The sequence below is a fragment of the Sediminibacterium sp. GW821-FHT12F12 genome (assembly GCF_058806635.1).
Map to the genome: position 1 here is coordinate 169,354 of NZ_JBXAPW010000007.1, position 16,084 is coordinate 185,437.

11 protein-coding genes and 1 tRNA gene are annotated in these 16,084 nt (G+C 44.1%); 7 read left to right on the forward strand and 5 right to left on the reverse strand.

What is annotated here, in order from left to right; all coding sequences use genetic code 11:
- Positions 1–38: 38 nt before the first annotated feature.
- Positions 39–1,001 (reverse strand): MBL fold metallo-hydrolase, encoded by a 963-nt coding sequence (locus AC1RNB_RS11955; RefSeq protein WP_493083070.1) that lies wholly within the window; start codon positions 999–1,001, stop codon positions 39–41.
- A 302-nt stretch (positions 1,002–1,303) separates the two neighbouring features.
- On the opposite strand from AC1RNB_RS11955, the gene AC1RNB_RS11960 reads away from it, so the two are divergent.
- Together AC1RNB_RS11960 and AC1RNB_RS11965 are read left to right on the forward strand one after the other, a co-directional pair.
- A complete protein-coding gene (locus tag AC1RNB_RS11960; protein WP_493083072.1) occupies positions 1,304–2,185 on the forward strand; it encodes an MBL fold metallo-hydrolase in 882 nt (293 codons plus the stop codon).
- Positions 2,186–2,286: 101 nt separating this feature from the next.
- Positions 2,287–3,066, forward strand: coding sequence for a hypothetical protein (locus tag AC1RNB_RS11965; RefSeq protein WP_493083074.1), 780 nt, complete (start codon positions 2,287–2,289; stop codon positions 3,064–3,066).
- A gap of 77 nt (positions 3,067–3,143) precedes the next feature.
- Here AC1RNB_RS11965 and AC1RNB_RS11970 read toward each other — a convergent pair whose 3' ends face one another.
- On the reverse strand, positions 3,144–5,501 hold the full coding sequence (locus AC1RNB_RS11970; RefSeq protein ID WP_493083076.1) for an ATP-dependent helicase: 2,358 nt from the start codon (positions 5,499–5,501) through the stop codon (positions 3,144–3,146).
- A 286-nt stretch (positions 5,502–5,787) separates the two neighbouring features.
- Here AC1RNB_RS11970 and AC1RNB_RS11975 point away from each other — a divergent pair.
- The 3 genes from AC1RNB_RS11975 to AC1RNB_RS11985 all read left to right on the forward strand — a co-directional run bounded on the left by AC1RNB_RS11975 (position 5,788) and on the right by AC1RNB_RS11985 (position 7,723).
- A tRNA-Cys gene (locus AC1RNB_RS11975) sits at positions 5,788–5,858 on the forward strand.
- Positions 5,859–6,063: 205 nt separating this feature from the next.
- Positions 6,064–6,810, forward strand: coding sequence for a murein L,D-transpeptidase catalytic domain family protein (locus tag AC1RNB_RS11980; protein ID WP_493083077.1), 747 nt, complete (start codon positions 6,064–6,066; stop codon positions 6,808–6,810).
- A gap of 52 nt (positions 6,811–6,862) precedes the next feature.
- The gene (locus tag AC1RNB_RS11985) at positions 6,863–7,723 is read left to right on the forward strand and encodes a helix-turn-helix domain-containing protein (RefSeq protein ID WP_493083079.1); all 861 of its coding nucleotides are present in this window, start codon (positions 6,863–6,865) and stop codon (positions 7,721–7,723) included.
- Positions 7,724–7,791: 68 nt separating this feature from the next.
- On the opposite strand, the gene AC1RNB_RS11990 is transcribed toward AC1RNB_RS11985, so the two are convergent.
- Together AC1RNB_RS11990 and AC1RNB_RS11995 are read right to left on the reverse strand one after the other, a co-directional pair.
- Positions 7,792–10,254 (reverse strand): TonB-dependent receptor, encoded by a 2,463-nt coding sequence (locus AC1RNB_RS11990; RefSeq protein ID WP_493083081.1) that lies wholly within the window; start codon positions 10,252–10,254, stop codon positions 7,792–7,794.
- A gap of 173 nt (positions 10,255–10,427) precedes the next feature.
- Positions 10,428–11,486, reverse strand: coding sequence for a cytochrome-c peroxidase (locus AC1RNB_RS11995; protein WP_493083082.1), 1,059 nt, complete (start codon positions 11,484–11,486; stop codon positions 10,428–10,430).
- 247 nt (positions 11,487–11,733) lie between these two features.
- Between AC1RNB_RS11995 and AC1RNB_RS12000 the strand changes: the two genes are divergently transcribed.
- A complete protein-coding gene (locus AC1RNB_RS12000; RefSeq protein ID WP_493083083.1) occupies positions 11,734–12,414 on the forward strand; it encodes a hemerythrin domain-containing protein in 681 nt (226 codons plus the stop codon).
- Positions 12,415–12,489: 75 nt separating this feature from the next.
- Here AC1RNB_RS12000 and AC1RNB_RS12005 read toward each other — a convergent pair whose 3' ends face one another.
- Positions 12,490–14,889: an ATP-binding protein gene (locus AC1RNB_RS12005; protein WP_493083084.1), complete on the reverse strand. Its 2,400-nt coding sequence runs from the start codon at positions 14,887–14,889 to the stop codon at positions 12,490–12,492.
- Between the two features lie 119 nt (positions 14,890–15,008).
- Here AC1RNB_RS12005 and AC1RNB_RS12010 point away from each other — a divergent pair, with 119 nt between their 5' ends.
- Positions 15,009–15,872, forward strand: a complete 864-nt coding sequence (locus AC1RNB_RS12010; RefSeq protein WP_493083085.1) for a serine hydrolase — start codon at positions 15,009–15,011, stop codon at positions 15,870–15,872.
- The last annotated feature ends 212 nt before the right edge of the window (positions 15,873–16,084 follow it).

Here is a 16,084-nt window from a genome sequence, read left to right on the forward strand (position 1 = left end):
ATGATCTAATTTGAATAGATATTATAATTACAAGAAAACTATTTTTTAACGGGCGATAATAATTTGTACAGCATAGCCAGATATTGATCTGTGCTTTGTGCACCACCATCGCCCAATGCATTGTATTTGTGTAGCAGTTTCCCCTGTTTCATTTGCTCCAGACTAAGGCCTTTACGGATAGCCACTTCTACAATACCGGTGGTTTCTTGTAACATGGTTACATAATCCTGCAGGTCTTTCATGGTAGCCACCCCGCCATGACCGGGTATTACATGTACATCGGCCGGAATATCTTTGAGGATCTGTTCTAATGATATAATCAGTTGTTTAATATCGCCACCTCCTTCGGTGTACACGGCGGGGAACATGCCAAAGAAAAACATATCCCCGAGATGGATCACTTTTGAACCTGTAAAATAGATCATCGCATCCCCATCGGTATGACTGTTTGGAAAATGTGTCAGTTTGATCTCTTCACCGTTAAAATGCAGGCTCATACTGTCTCTGAAAACAACCACCGGCAACATTTGGGTAGACGGATTTTTTGGGGTGATAGATTTCTGTAACCGTTTTCTTACATTCTCGTGCGCAACAATTACGGCACTCTCTCCAAATATTTTGTTCCCCTGGATATGATCTCCGTGAAAATGTGTGTTCAGTACCATTTTGATAGGTTTGGCAGAAAGTGTAGCAAGGGCGATTTTGATCTTATTGCTCATCATGGCAAACATATCATCTACCAGCAGAATGCCATCTTCCCCAACAGAAGCGGCTACATTACCCCCGGCAAATCCATTGATGCATTCCAAAAAATGAACACTGCCCCCAATCTTATTCATCTGAATAGTGAAAGAGTCGGCCTTGTTTTTCATCAGTTCCGGCCTTTGATCAGCAATAGATTTTGTGTAGAGGGAAAAAGAAACCGGTTTTAGTGTAGCGGTCCTGCTTTGCGCAGCATAAGCCGGTAAATACAGGAGAAGTAGTAAGCCTGATTTTCTCATAATAGCAAAAATTGTTTGGTGCAATCCTCTACGTTTGAAAATACCAACTGGTTGCTACACTTTTTTTACCGGATGATATTTGTGATGAACGGAAAATAGGCGGCAGTGGTGGTAGATGTTAGTGCCGGTTTATCGGGCTTCATGGATTGTGTTATCCGGGCGATTCCTTTTTTCCGATATTTGCCATACAGCAGAACCCTTCTGCATTCGATTATTGCTACTAACACGGCTTTTATCATCACACAAGTGCATGGAAATATCTGGCAAATATTAAAAGCAATTAAGCAGAAAAAAATTCGAATATGGTAAACTCAAACAGAAGAAAATTCATACAACAATCAGCATTTCTCACAGGATCGGTACTGGCAACAAGTTTGGGTTTTGCATCTACCGGTTATCAAAGGCCCAAAGGTTCACCAACAAATTTTCGTTTCCGCTTATTACGTCATGCCAGCCTGCTACTGGAAGTTAATGGGTTTACGATCCTGGTTGATCCCATGTTAGCCAAAAAAGAAACTATGGATCCGGTGGCAAATGCTGCCAATAGTTTTAGGATACCCATGGTTGATCTGCCGGTAAATGAAGAAGAACTGCAGCAGCTATTGCAAAAAACAGATGCCATCCTGCTAACTCATACCCACCGCGATCATTGGGATGCAACCGCGCAATCATTACTGGATAAACAGATTCCCGTTTTTTGTCAGCCTGCTGATGAAACAAAGATCCGGCAACAGGGATTTGTTCGTGTAACTGCTGTTGAGACAGAAATGAATTGGAATAAGATCCGGATAAAAAGGACCAATGGACAGCACGGTAAGGGTGAAATTGGTAAATCGATGGGAACCGTTTCCGGTTTTGTGGTATCCTACGCAGAGCATTCACTTTATATAGCCGGTGATACCATCTGGTGTACCGATGTAGAACAGACAATCCTGTCAGATAAACCCACACATATCATTGTAAATGGTGGCGGAGCCAGGTTTTTGACCGGCGACCCGATTACAATGACAACAGCTGATGTAGCAAAGGTTTGCCAGGCAACCGCTTCACCGGTTACGGTGGTACATCTAGATACCGTTAATCACTGTCTTGAAAAGAGAGAATCGTTTCATGAGCTGGCAAAGACAAATAAGCTCACCGGCAGACTGCGGATTCCGGAGGATGGCGAGTGGATCGTTGTGTAGTAACCACTCCTACTACTTATGCTCCTTTCATCATACACACATGTTTGTGCGATAGGATAGCCGTTAGTGCCGCTGCATATTTGCTGCCTAAATACGCTACCATGTTACCAATAATGAAAAATGTGAGATGGGTATTGGGGGTACTATTACTTACAACAGCTTGTAAAAAATCCCCTTTACCCGTTATACCCAGCGAACCCGCAAAACCCGCTGCCGGTATGACCCGGCTGGAAAAAGACGGAGACAGTTGGTTAACTTATTATAATGAAGATGGCACCATCCGGCAACTGGTCAGGAAACTGGCCGATAGCTCCGTGTTCAACAACTTCGATTTTGTATATGCCAATGGTAAATTGCAGGAGGTAAATTCTACCGGTAAATGGAAATATTTTTATAACGGTGATCTTATTTCTGCTATTGAAACCTTCAATAACAGAGGCGAGTTACGTTATCGTACAGAGTTTACCTATGCCAATGGTAAGATGCTGGAAAGAACCGGTTATTTTGCCAATGTAAATGTGCCGCTGAAACCGGATTCCAGGATCCTGTTTACGTATACGGCAGATGGGAATATCGCTAAAAAAGCTTTTTTTGATTATGTGAACGATGCCTGGATGAAAACGGAAGAGTTGCATATTGTGGCTTACGATAACCATCCTAATATCAGCGAACATCTTGAAAACTTTCCTTACCTGCCGCTGAGTTATTATTCAGTAAACAATCCGGTGAAAGAAATCTACCTCACTACACAGGGACAGCCTTACGGAACCGTAGAACATGCCTATGCTTATAATACTGCCGATAAACCCGTAGAGCGAAAATCAAAATATTCCTATGTAGGTTTCCCGGATACCTATTCAGTAGTAAAGTTTCATTTCTAATGAAACAAAAACCGCGCCTCTGCGCCTTTGCGAGAACATTTGCCCGCAAAGGCGCAGAGGCGCGGTTATGAAAGAGGTTATTCTACTATCCGCAGTTTCGCGTAATTGAGCATGATCTTCTTTTCACCGTTCAGTGTAAAGTTGATCGTGGCCACCGGATTATGTGCTGAGCCCTCAATTTTGGCTACGGTACCAAACCCGAATTTCTGGTGTTCTACCTGTTGACCTGCCTGCAGATTACTGGTATCGCTCGCTGCAAAATCTGCGGCTGGTGTATGTTCTACCACTTTACTAACGGGTGGGGTAATGGGTAAGTATTCTGGTTTCTGGTTACTGGTGGCCGGTTTTCTGGAAGGAGGAGGGCCATATTTTTTTGCAGCGCCGGCGGCCGAATCGCCAAAACCATATTGGCGTTGTGTGCGCTCAAAACCACTGCCCCAATCGGCACCCAGGTTACGGGCACCACCACCCGCATAACTTTTATCTATATACTGATCAGGCATTTCTTCAATAAAACGGCTGGGTTCATTCTGCACCAGTTGCCCAAAACGGTAACGGTTATTGGCATAGGTTAACCATAAACGGTGTTTGGCACGTGTTACCGCCACATAAAACAAACGACGCTCTTCTTCCAGTTCTTCCCTTGTATTAATACTCATGGCACTGGGAAATAGAGTTTCTTCAATGCCCCCTACAAATACACAACCAAACTCAAGTCCCTTGGCTGCGTGTATGGTCATCAGTTTTACTACATCCGTATTTTCTTTGTCGTCATCCGCATCGGTTAACAAAGTGATCTGCTGCAAATAGGAACCCAGTGTTTTATCGCCCATTTCGCCATCTTCGTTACTGGGACTTTCGGTCCACTCTTTAATAGAGTTCAGTAACTCCTGCACGTTCTCATACCTGGCCATGCCCTCGGTTGTTTTATCGGCAAACAACTCTTTTACAAGGTTGGTATGTTTACCCACCTGCACCGCTACATCATAGGCATTTTTATCGGTAAGCATACTTTGAAAATAGCGGATCATGGTAACAAAGTTCTGGATGGCTTCCAGTGTACCTGCTTTAAAACCAAATTCAGCGGCCCTTGTCAGTACCTCAAACATGGTAATGTTCTGCTCGTTGGCATAGATCACACATTTTTCCTGTGTGGTTTTGCCAATCCCTCTTACCGGGTAATTGATGATCCTTTTTAAAGATTCTTCATCTCTTGTATTGGTAATTACTTTCAGATAGGCTACTACATCTTTTACTTCCTTACGGGTATAAAAGCTTTGCCCGCCATACAACCGGTAAGGTATTCCCATCCGCCGCAGACTTTCTTCAAAAGAGCGACTCTGGGCGTTGGTGCGATAAAGAATGGCAAAATCTGAATTATAATAATGATTGCGGAGTTTTTGTTCCTTGATGGTATCCGCCACAAATTTCCCCTCATCATTATCCGTCATCGTGCGTACCAGGCAGATCTTTTCTCCCTCGCTGTTTTCGGTCCAGAGGTTTTTAGGGATCTGTCCTTTGTTATTTTTAATCACCGTATTGGCCACTTCCAGGATACTCTGGCTGCTTCGGTAATTCTGTTCCAGTTTTACCACTTTTACATCATCATAATCTTTCTGAAACTGGAGAATGTTTTCAATGGTGGCCCCGCGGAAACTATAAATGCTCTGGGCATCATCTCCCACCACACAAATATTTTCGTGCATGGCGGCCAGCAGTTTGGTGATCTGGTACTGCACGGCATTGGTATCCTGGTACTCATCTATCAGAATATATCTGAATTTACGCTGGTACTTACTTAATACTTCCGGAATGGTCTGTAATATCTCATTCATTTTTAACAGCAGGTCATCAAAATCCATGGCCCCGTTTTTAAAACAACGGTTTACATAAGCTGCATAGATCTGCGCCATGGCCGGGCGGTTAGAACGCATATCTTCCTGCTGAATGGCATAGTTGTTGGCGTATTCACGTGGGTATACCAGGTCGTTTTTGGCTGATGAGATGCGATTGCCTACTACACTGGGTTTGTATTGCTTATCGTCCAGCCCCAGTTCGTTGATCACGGCTTTGATCACCGAGCGACTGTCATCGGTATCATAAATGGTGAAATTGGTAGGATAGCCGATTTTTTGTGCTTCGGCACGAAGTATCCGCGCAAAAACGCTGTGAAAGGTTCCGATATATAAATTTCTTGCTTCAGAATTGCCAAGAATTTTTTCGATCCGCTCTTTCATTTCGGCGGCGGCTTTGTTGGTAAAAGTTAAAGCCAGGATATGAAATGCATCTACCCCGTTGGCCATCAGGTGGGCGATACGGGTAGTTAATACTTTGGTTTTTCCGCTGCCGGCACCGGCAATGATCATCAATGGGCCATTCATGTGCGTAACCGCTTCGTACTGCGGTTCGTTCAATCCCTCCAGATATGCTTGCATGGGTGCAAGTTACTATTTGAACCTGATTACCTAAGTGACCGTGAATAAGTTAAACAGGTATTTTTCTGACAATTTGTTGGAAAATACTGTATGTATAGCAGGGTCACTATCAATGGTATTCTTTTCGATAAGAGAAAAATTGCCTTATTATAAGTCTACTTAATTGGTAGACTTATATTTTTTCCGTACCTTTGCATATATCAACAATAAGATCAGTCTGTTATTTGGCGCCCCGGAATATTTAAAAGTGCCATCATACAAATAACAAACAGATCCTATTTGTGAGGGCCATGTGGCCGAGTGGTTAGGTACAGGTCTGCAAAACCTTTTACGGCAGTTCGATCCTGCCCCTGGCCTCACATATACCGATGTTCTTTTATATGGCAAGCAATCGAAACGGGGCCGTATATCTATATGGCCCCTCATTTTCCGAAAAACCTGTTAAAGCGGTCCGGGTTCTTCCCCGCGTGGTGGATATTTCGTAAATTTGCATTCTACCATTACCGACCGTCGCTTTACGGCAGTTTTTACATGATTTTATTGTAAACCCCCAATTACCGATATGAAAGTATTCAGGCAAAGGAAATGGCATTACCCAACATGGATCATTGCGATCATGTTTTTATTGATGGGAGCTGGATTCACGCTTCCTGTGTCAAACGAAAAAACAGTTATTACAACTACCGCAGCCCCCGCACCGGTTTCTCTGGTAGAAGCCAAAATGGGACTGTATGAAACGATGAACCTGGCTTCGCTGGGTTTGTCGCAGGAGGCTTTCCAGTATGCATTAACCGGATTCAACACGCTGCTGAACAGCGGAAAAAAACTGAAGGATAACCTGCTTACCATTGTTGATTTCAGTTTGCCCTCCAGCAAAAAACGTTTGTTTGTGATTGATCTGCAAACGGGCGAACTGTTGTTTCATACTTATACATCGCATGGCAGAAATTCGGGCCAGGTATTACCCACGCAGTTCTCTAACCAGAGCAATAGTAATAAGAGCAGTCTTGGTTTTTACATCACCGGCGATACCTACCGGGGTAAACATGGCGAGTCGCTTCGCTTGCTGGGCGAGGAAGAAGGCATTAATGATAATGCTTTGCAAAGAGGCATTGTGATGCACAGCGCGAGTTATGTAGATGAAAGTATTATCAGAAGCCAGGGTTATATCGGCAGAAGCCAGGGTTGTCCGGCATTGCCCACCAATATCTATAAGCAGGTGATCAGCACCATTAAAGACGGAAGCTGTCTGTTTATTTATAGTCCGGATAAATATTACAAGACCCATTCCAAAATGATCAGGGCCTGATGAATTTATATGAGTGGATGCATAAACTGTGTATGTATTTGTATTTTTAGACATGCCGGCGCCACAGCATATTGAATTTATCCATCCACAGCATTTTACGCGTAACTATCACCGGCGTAAAGCACCGGCATCCTTATCCCTGTTCATCGATTTTTTCTGGGAAACAGATTTTGACGGTTTGTGGAAACAGTATCCAGATGGGTTTTCAGATGTGTTATTTCCCAATACCGGTTATACCTATCTCATTAACCTGGGCACTCCATTTGTGATTCAGGTGGGCGACCGGAAATTTCCAATGAAAACAGATGGTTTTTTGCCCAGGCAGAAAGACATCGAAACCCATCACAAATCCGGTAACCGCTTATTTGGTATCAAGTTCAAAACCTCTCCCATCATTTTTGAGAAGAAGATCAATTTTGCGGAATACCGCGAATCGGTTTTTCCGTTGAGTTATCTTGCCGATGCTGCTATCCTGAAAAAAGTAAAAGCAGCCGGTAATTTTGCTGAAAGGATAACGATCCTCACCAACTACTTCAATCACTTATTGCAGCAGTACGAAGGCTCCCTGCATCCGGTAATGATCGTAAACGAGATCCTGGCACATTGCGAAGAAAAACTTGATTTTGGCCAGTCGGTAGAAACATTGGCCGCCCGGTACAAAGTTTCTACCCGCACCCTGCAACGGTATTTTGAGATCTATACGGGCATCAGTACTAAAAAAGCCCTGCAGATTCTCCGGATCCGCAAGGCTGTAGAATTACTGGTAGCCGCACCTGAGACCTTTGATCTTACTCAGTTCGCTTATTATGATCATAGTCATTTTTATAAACACCTGAAACAGTTTTTGCAAAAAACCACCATGCAAAAATTACCAGCCCACCTGCCAATATTGGCAAAGCTTCACAAGCTATAATGGACTGACAGGTTTCATTGGTTGCGTTGGGTTCGAGAAACATAATCTTGATTGCTTGCGTTGTATAATCAGTTTCCGGCTCTTTGTCGTTCTTCTTCAGAAGCCGTGGTTCTTCTTCTGGCTGCCTGCACGGTATTTTTTCCAAAACGATAAGTGAAGCTTAGCGTAACCACCCTTGTTTCGCGTTTGGCATGCCATTTCTCAATATAATTGGTGTAGGTAATAACGGCTTTGGGCAGATTGGTCCAGAAGATATCAGTTACATTCAGTCTGAGTGTTCCTTTGTTCTTCAACATCGATTTCTGCACGCCCGCCGCAATACCCCATAAAGGATCCTGTACCATAAAGCCATATTGACCGCCGGTGGTAAAATTGCCGTTTAATTCTGTGATCCATCCTTTACCCAGTGTGAATGTATTGTTCATCCGGTAATCAAATGCGGGCTTACCGTTATTCAGGGTAGTGGCACCGAGTGAGCCGTTGAAATGATTGTAATACAAATTGGCATTGTTGATCATGTTCCAGCGGCTGTTTACACGAACAGGTGCTGCTACAGAAAGACCATAATAATCGGATGAGCTTAAGTTGATAGGAATCTGTACCGTTACATTATCCATTTGCGGAATATTGGGGAACACATCTTTGAAACGTGCGATAGCAATATTCTGGTTATTCTTTGTATGACTGTACGAAGCGGAGAAATTAATTCCCTTCACGGTATAATTCAACTCATAGGCCCAGGTAAACTGTGGTAACAGCGAGGGACGGCCGGTGGAATACGTGGTTACATCGATCAGGAAAAGAAATGGGTTCAGTTGCGAGTAACCGGGTCTGTCAATACGCCTGCTCACAGAAATGCCCAGTGTCTGATCGTCTTTGATCTTGTAATTAAAATAGGCGCTGGGAAATAACTGCAGGTAACTGGAATCAAAGAAGATAGCACCTTTTACCTGCTGTGTTTTCAGGTGCGTATGCTCTCCGCGTAAACCCAGTTGCAGGTTAAATTTTTTAAACTCTTTACTGAAATTGAAATAGGCTGCATTATTATACTCCTCGTAAAAAAAACGGTTGGTCTTGTTTACATCATCCACCGGTGTGCCGCTGCTCATGTCGAAAAACTTGGCATCGTTGTCAGAAGAAACATAACTGGTTTTAACACCCGTTTCAAAACGTGCGCCCTGTGCCAATGGATGGCTATAGTCTGCTTTGGCAGTACGCAGGATCAGTTTTCCCTGCTGATCACCGTTCAGCAGATAGTCGGGCTGTAACAAACCACCGTTCAGATTATAATATTTGGTGGCGTTGCTGGTAAGTGCAGATGAACTGTATTCACCATAATCAGCATCAATCGTTAATTCTTTACCGGTGGTATTAAAACTGTGTTTATAGTTGATATTGGCAACCGTGTTCCCGTTATCGTTGGTATTATACGCCCTTGTCTGGAAGGTAGAAGCCTGCTGATGAGCTGCATCTATCACAACCGAATTATTGTTGATGGTGGTATTGAATGAACCGCTATTACGGGTAACCACAAAACCGATGATATTCTTTTTATCAGGGAAATAATCGGCACCCACACGTACCGTGTGAAAACCGGCCGGTGTTCTGGCAAAATTATCCTTCAGATCGCCGCCATTGTACAAACTGTTGGTATAGAAGTTTCTATCGAGAAACAGGTGATTCATATTGATCCGGTAAGAATAGTTATAGTTGCCAAAGAGATTTACTTTTTTATCACGGTAGTTAACCGTAGCGCCGGCATTGGCTTTGGCATATACACCCTGTCCGTAACCTGCGGTCAGTGTTCCATTAGCACCCAAACGCTGGTCTTTTTTCATACGGATATCAATAATACCCGAATTGCCTGCTGCATCATATCTGGCAGAGGGATTGGTGATGAGGTCTATCCGTTCAATGGCATTGGAAGGTAGTCCGCGCAGGTAGTTAGCCAGTTCTGCACCGGTTAAAGGTGAAGGTTTTCCATCAATCATAATAATGACACCCTGGCGACCGCGCATCGCAATTACATCATTCTGGTCGATGGTAACACCGGGCGAGCGTTCCAGTACATCCATGGCCGTACTGCCGGCACTGATAATACTGTTCTCCACATTTACCACCAACCTGTCTGATAAACGCTGGATAAAGGGTTTTCTCGCGGTTACCACTACTTCGCCGATTTCTTTAGCGCTGGGCAGTAGTACGATATTGGCCAGCCTGAGATTTAACTGCTCCTGGCTGAGTACAATTACTGCTGAGTATTGTGTGGCATAGTTCACAAAAGAAGTTCTTACGAGATAGCTTCCCGGACGGATATTATCCAACTCAGCCAAACCATTTTTATCAGTGATAGCCGTTTTGGCCAGCGAAGAGTCTTTGCTTTTCAATAATTCTACGGTTGCATTCTCAACCGGCTGGTTTTTTTCATTCAGAATGGCTGCGGTAATCTTTCCTCTCTCTGCTACCTGCGCAAGTAAGGGTAAACTTGCCACACATAACAGGCTCAGGCAGAACAGGTAAACTTTTTTCATAACAACAGAAACTTTTGCTAAAATTCTTCTGTTATTAACCCTTTTCAACGCGTTGTTATACAAGCAGTCAAATCAGATAGATGAAAGGGTTGTTACCGGGAACACTGTGTCCGTTTTTTACATAACAACAAAGCAAGCGGTATCGCTTGCTTTGTAAAGGATGGGGGAAATGGTTATTGAAAGGGGTCTGAATATTTCAGGTCGGTGGTAATGGCCACATCTGTCAGGGTCTGTAAAAAAGCCAGCAGTTTCTGCCTGTCCTGCGCGGCTACACCATGTGCGGGAATATTGCTATTCAGCATGGCTTGCAGACTGTTAACACTACCATTGTGAAAATAGGGGGGCGTATTGGCAATATTGCGCAGACTTGATGATTTGAATCTTCGTTGGTTATTGATACCGAGATCAGCAGGATCGGCCAGGGCAAAACCCGCTGTGGGGTTGGAGGTCAGGAACATCGGCGGCGCATGGCAACCGGCGCAGGGAATATTACCGGCGGTCAGGAACAGGGTTTCGCCATCCCTTTCGTCTGTGGTAAAACTGGCCAGCCCCTGTTTCACCTGGTCGTATTTTGATTGGGTAGTTACAATAGACCGTACAAACTGGGCCAGTGCCCGGGCTACCCTGTTTTCATTGATCTCGGTTGTGCCGAAAGCTTTTTGAAACAAAGCAGGATAATAGTACTGCGCCGAAATTTTGCTCATGGCTTCGTTCATGGTTAGTCCCATTTCTGTGGTGTTCTGTATGGGTTGTAATACCTGTTCTTCGAGTGTGGCAGCACGCTCGTCCCAGAACATTTTTCCCGAACGGTAAAAACGCACATTCAGCAAAGGCATCGAATGCCTGTCTGTAACACCACCCAGAAAACCTTTGCTTTTAATAGCAGAATCGGAAAAAGAGAGATCCTGCCTGTGACAGCTGCCGCAACTGATGGTATTGTTCTTCGAAAGTTTTTTGTCGTAAAACAAAACCCTGCCCAGGGTAGCGCCATCGTTGGTAATGGGATTATTGGCGGGCGTATTATCTGCCGCCGGTAAAGCTGCGGCAATATGGGCCGGCAGGGCAAAATTGCCATAATTAAAATTGGTAGCCGGTAATTGTGGTGTGGTAACGGTGGCTGTGGTATTGGTGGCTGATGATACGGTGGCAGCCGCATCCGTTTTGGCGCAATACTGGAAAAGCATGGCCGTAACGCCCAAACATAAGAGGGTACCTGTTTTTTTCTGTTTCATGCTGGTTGGTTTTGGGTAAACAGGAACGATAGGCGCTTTTTTTATCAGATACTGTTTTAGCCATAAACCTACGCCCTTAACAAAAAATTAAGGGTTATCAGTCTGCCGCTGAAGGCATCCATTGGAGGAAGAATAATTCCGTTTATCCCAACCACATCAATATGTGATAAAAGACTAAACAGAAAATCAGCAGATTTGTGCACAGCTACATGAAAGAAGCGATTTTCGTAAACAAAGATCAATATATATGGAAACAGTTCGTTTTAATCCTTTTCACCAGGTACACCAGGCACTGCGGGCATTGTTGTACCACGCATCTATTACTGTGCAACATACCGATTTTACACAGGAGGCGCAGGCCGGCAAAACCATTACTTTAATAGAAGAACTCGTTAACTTTTTTGAAGCGCATGCGCACAAGGAAGATACACAGGTATTTCCATTAATTGCAGCAGCGGCACCGGAACTGGTGGCAGATTTTGAAGCGCAGCATGAAAAAGACCATGAACTGGGCGAAGAACTGGTAGATGCTATGCATGATTGCCGTAATGCGGTTACTGACCAGGAAAAAATCCTGGCAGGAAAAAAACTACAAAGGGCGCTGAATGCTTTTACAGCATTCAACCTCACCCACATGAATGCAGAAGAAACGGTGGTACTGGATGTATTACACCGCGAATACACCGATGAACAACTGCTGGAAAGAGAACAACAGATTGTAGCATCCTTAACCCCCGCAGAAAAAGCGTTTTCGGGTTACTGGATGTTGAAGGGGCTGGCTTTGAACGAGATCATCGACTGGTACAAAAAGATCCAGGCAGCAGCACCCCCGTTTGTGTTGGATGAGTTCATGCATCTCGCAGAAAAAGCGCTCTCAACCGAAAAACTGAAAACATTGCAGCAATCACTGAATTTTTCTTTGGCATAATAACCGCAAGCAATCCGAAACAAAGAATCCCGCCAGAGCGGGATTCTTTGTTTCGGAGATCGTAATAACTATATCCTACTTCGAAGGATGAATATTGGTATAATGCAGAATAATCCTGAATAACTCATCAGGTACAAAAGGTTTTACTACAATATCATTCACTCCTGTTTCATTGATCCTGTCTTCAATCTCTCTCGGTAAGCTGGCGGTAAGGGCAATGATGGGAATGGTTACGCCCTGGTTACGCATCTGTTTGGTGGCTTCATAGCCATCCATTACGGGCATGTGCATATCCATCAGTACCAGCCTGTGTTTGCTGGTATCCAGTTTGGCAAGGGCCTCTTTTCCGTTCATCGCCACATCAATGGTGGCGCCCCAACGCTCCAGAAAAGTTTTGGCAACAAGAATATTGATCTCATTATCCTCCACCAGCAGAATAGACATTCCGGATAGCGGTTTACTCTCTTCTGTAGGTATGGAAGAAGGGGTATCTACGGTTTTCTTTTCCACGGTAATCACTTTTGGGAAGGTTTGTGAGAAATAAAAGACAGATCCTTTACCCTGTTCGCTGGTCAGGTGCAATCTGGTTCCCTGCAGGTCTAATAGTTTTTTGCAGATGGCCAATCCGAGCCCTGTTCCGCCAAAATTGCGGGAGGTAGAGGTATCAGCCTGTGTAAACTGTTCAAAAATGATCTTCTGCTTTTCCTGCGCAATGCCGATACCCGTATCTTCTACACTAAACTGCAATGTAATGGTGGCATCGGTTTGACTTTCTACCTTGATATCGAGTAAAACATATCCTTTGCGGGTGAATTTGATAGCATTGTTTACCAGGTTATTAATCACCTGCCCGATACGGGTAGGGTCGCCCAGTACTTTATGTTGTAAAGCAGGGTCTACCTGCAGCCTCAGTTCAATACCCTTATCTTCTGCAGAAGTGCGTAAACCGGAAACAATATTCTTCACCATATTCGGAATATCTGTTTCGATCATTTCAAAATTCACTTTTCCGGCCTCGATCTTATTGTAGTCAAGAATATCATTCACAATGGCCAGCAGGTTATTGGCTGAGAACAACAATACATTCAGTTGTTCTTTCTGTTCGGATCGGGGATTGTCGCGCAGAATCAGGTGTGTCATACCGAGAATCGAATTCAGCGGCGTCCGGATCTCGTGCGACATAGTAGAAAGGAATTCGTTTTTGGCTTTCAATCCCTGTTCAGCTTCTTCTTTTGCTTTCTTCAGCGTAGAAGCGAACCGGAAAGAAAGGATCAGCGACTGCAGGAAAAAGAAACTGATATAACCGATAAACAGAATGCCTTTGTGCGCGGTTATGATATCAAAATACTGCAGATTGATGACGATAAATACCATCAACACCACACCGGTACTGAGTAAAGCGTATTCGGCTCCCAGCCTTTTATGTTGCATGGCTTTTACATACACATAAAAAGCATAGGCAATTACCCCGAACATGGCCACGAGAAAGGGGTTGATGAGATAGGTAAAAATCTCCGGTGGGAAAATGACCACAATGCCAGATAATATCAGTCCCAGCCACACTTCTATCCGCGTAGCCAGTTTACCGGATTCTTCGGGATAGAGATAGCGGGTATACAAACTGAAAAATACCAGGCAGATAAACAGGGAAAGATATTCCAGGTGAGTGGTAATATTCCAGGGAATATCGGGGAAAAGCGTATGCAATACATAACTGCGTGCCCCTACCATACGGTAGCTGTACATCATACAGAACAGGGCAAAATAGAGGATCGATTTATCGTGACGGCCAAACAGGAACAGACCAAAAAAGAACAGTCCACCCATAAAAAGGCAACCAGTAAGTACCAGGTCAAAAGCTTTGTCTTTTTCCTGTTCATAAAAAAGGGCTTCCTTATCGCCGATCACAATATTTTTATAGGGACCACCTTTTGAATGCCAGTAATTAGCTACCTGTAACAACAGGTGAAGGGTATCGGAAGGATCTGTGATTTCGATGGTTTTTTCAACCCATTTGGCTACGGCCTTTTCTTCGAGTATATCCGGACTACCTGCATTGGCAAATAATTGATTGTTCACAAAAAGGCGGTACGAACAATAGGTATCCGGTACCTCCAAAGCCAGTGTATGGGTACGTGGAGGCAATATTACTGTTACGGCGTAAGTGGCATAACCTTTGGCGGGCAAGCGGGTTCCGTTGAGGATGGTTTTATTAAACAGTTTCGGGAAAAAGAGATAGGCATCGGGTGTTTTTGGAGGAGATGCAGGTGTCAGTAATTGTTCCCAGTAAAAAGCCCATTCACCGGTTAAGGGCACGGATAGTTTCTGCAGATCGGTTTTTCGCAGGTCAATAATCCCTTTTTCAGCTACAGGTAAGGAGTCCTTTTTTGCATAAGCTACCGAAGCCGACAATACACCCACCGTAAACAGGAACAGGAAAACTGGATAAATGTATGACCGGTTTTTCAGGAACATAGGTTGGCAGATAAAGTAAAACAATACCCGTAGCCCGGGAGAATAACAGGGTGGAGGGTGCTGGCCCCCGTTCTTGCATACAAAAAAACACTAAATTGAACAATCAGCAATCATTTCATATGAAACAGTGGATAGTTTTTTTAGCGCTATGGGTATTTGTACAGGATCTGTACGCACAGAAAACAGATAAAAAACTGCAGGCGCAGTTAACGGAACTGGTAAAAGGGTTTCGGGGTAACCTGGGTTTGTATGTGCATGATCTTACCCGTAACCGGGAAGTGGCGATCCAGGCCGATAGCCTCTTTCCCACTGCCAGTATGGTGAAAGTACCGATCCTTGCGGGTCTTATGCGTAAAATAGAAAGCCAGGAATTGCAGTATCATCAACCCCTGGTTTATAAAGATTCTCTTTTATATGAAGGAGAAGACATTCTCGGCTCATTTAAAAACGGGGAAAAGATTGAAATGAGTAAAGTAATGATGCTGATGCTGACCATGAGCGATAATACGGCCAGCCTCTGGCTGCAAAGCCTGGCCGGTACCGGAACCGCTATTAACCGCTTGATGGATAGTCTGGGCTTGGTAAATACCAAAGTAAACAGCCGCACACCGGGCCGGGAAAACTACCGCTCAGAATTTGGCTGGGGACAAACCACTCCGCGCGAAATGGCCACCCTGCTGGAGAAAATAGTACAAAAAGAAGTGATCAGCGAAACTGCCAGCGAAAAAATGCTTCGGTTGCTGGGGCGTAATTACTGGGACGAAGAAGCCATCTCACAAATTCCCTCCGATGTGTTCATTGCCAGCAAAAGCGGAGCGGTAAATGCCAGCCGCAGTGAAGTATTGTATGTAAATGGGAAAAAAGCGAGGTACCTCTTCTGTATCTGCACTAAAAATAACCAGGATACCAGCTGGAACAGCAGCAATGAAGCATGGGAGCTTACCCGGAAAATTTCGAAATGGTTGTGGGAGTATTATCATTGACGTTGGTAACTGCCAGCATGATAGGTAATGGTGATAGTCATTTTTGCGTAGCAAAATATCGAATTGCATTTTTTGAGCAACCTCTCCGAGTGATAACCAGGAGAACACATAATATTTTATTGCTGTATAACACCCGGTGAAGCAATAATAATTTGTCTGACCAAAGACAGATTTGATAATCAACCATTTATGAAATTCTGCGGGAAAGAATT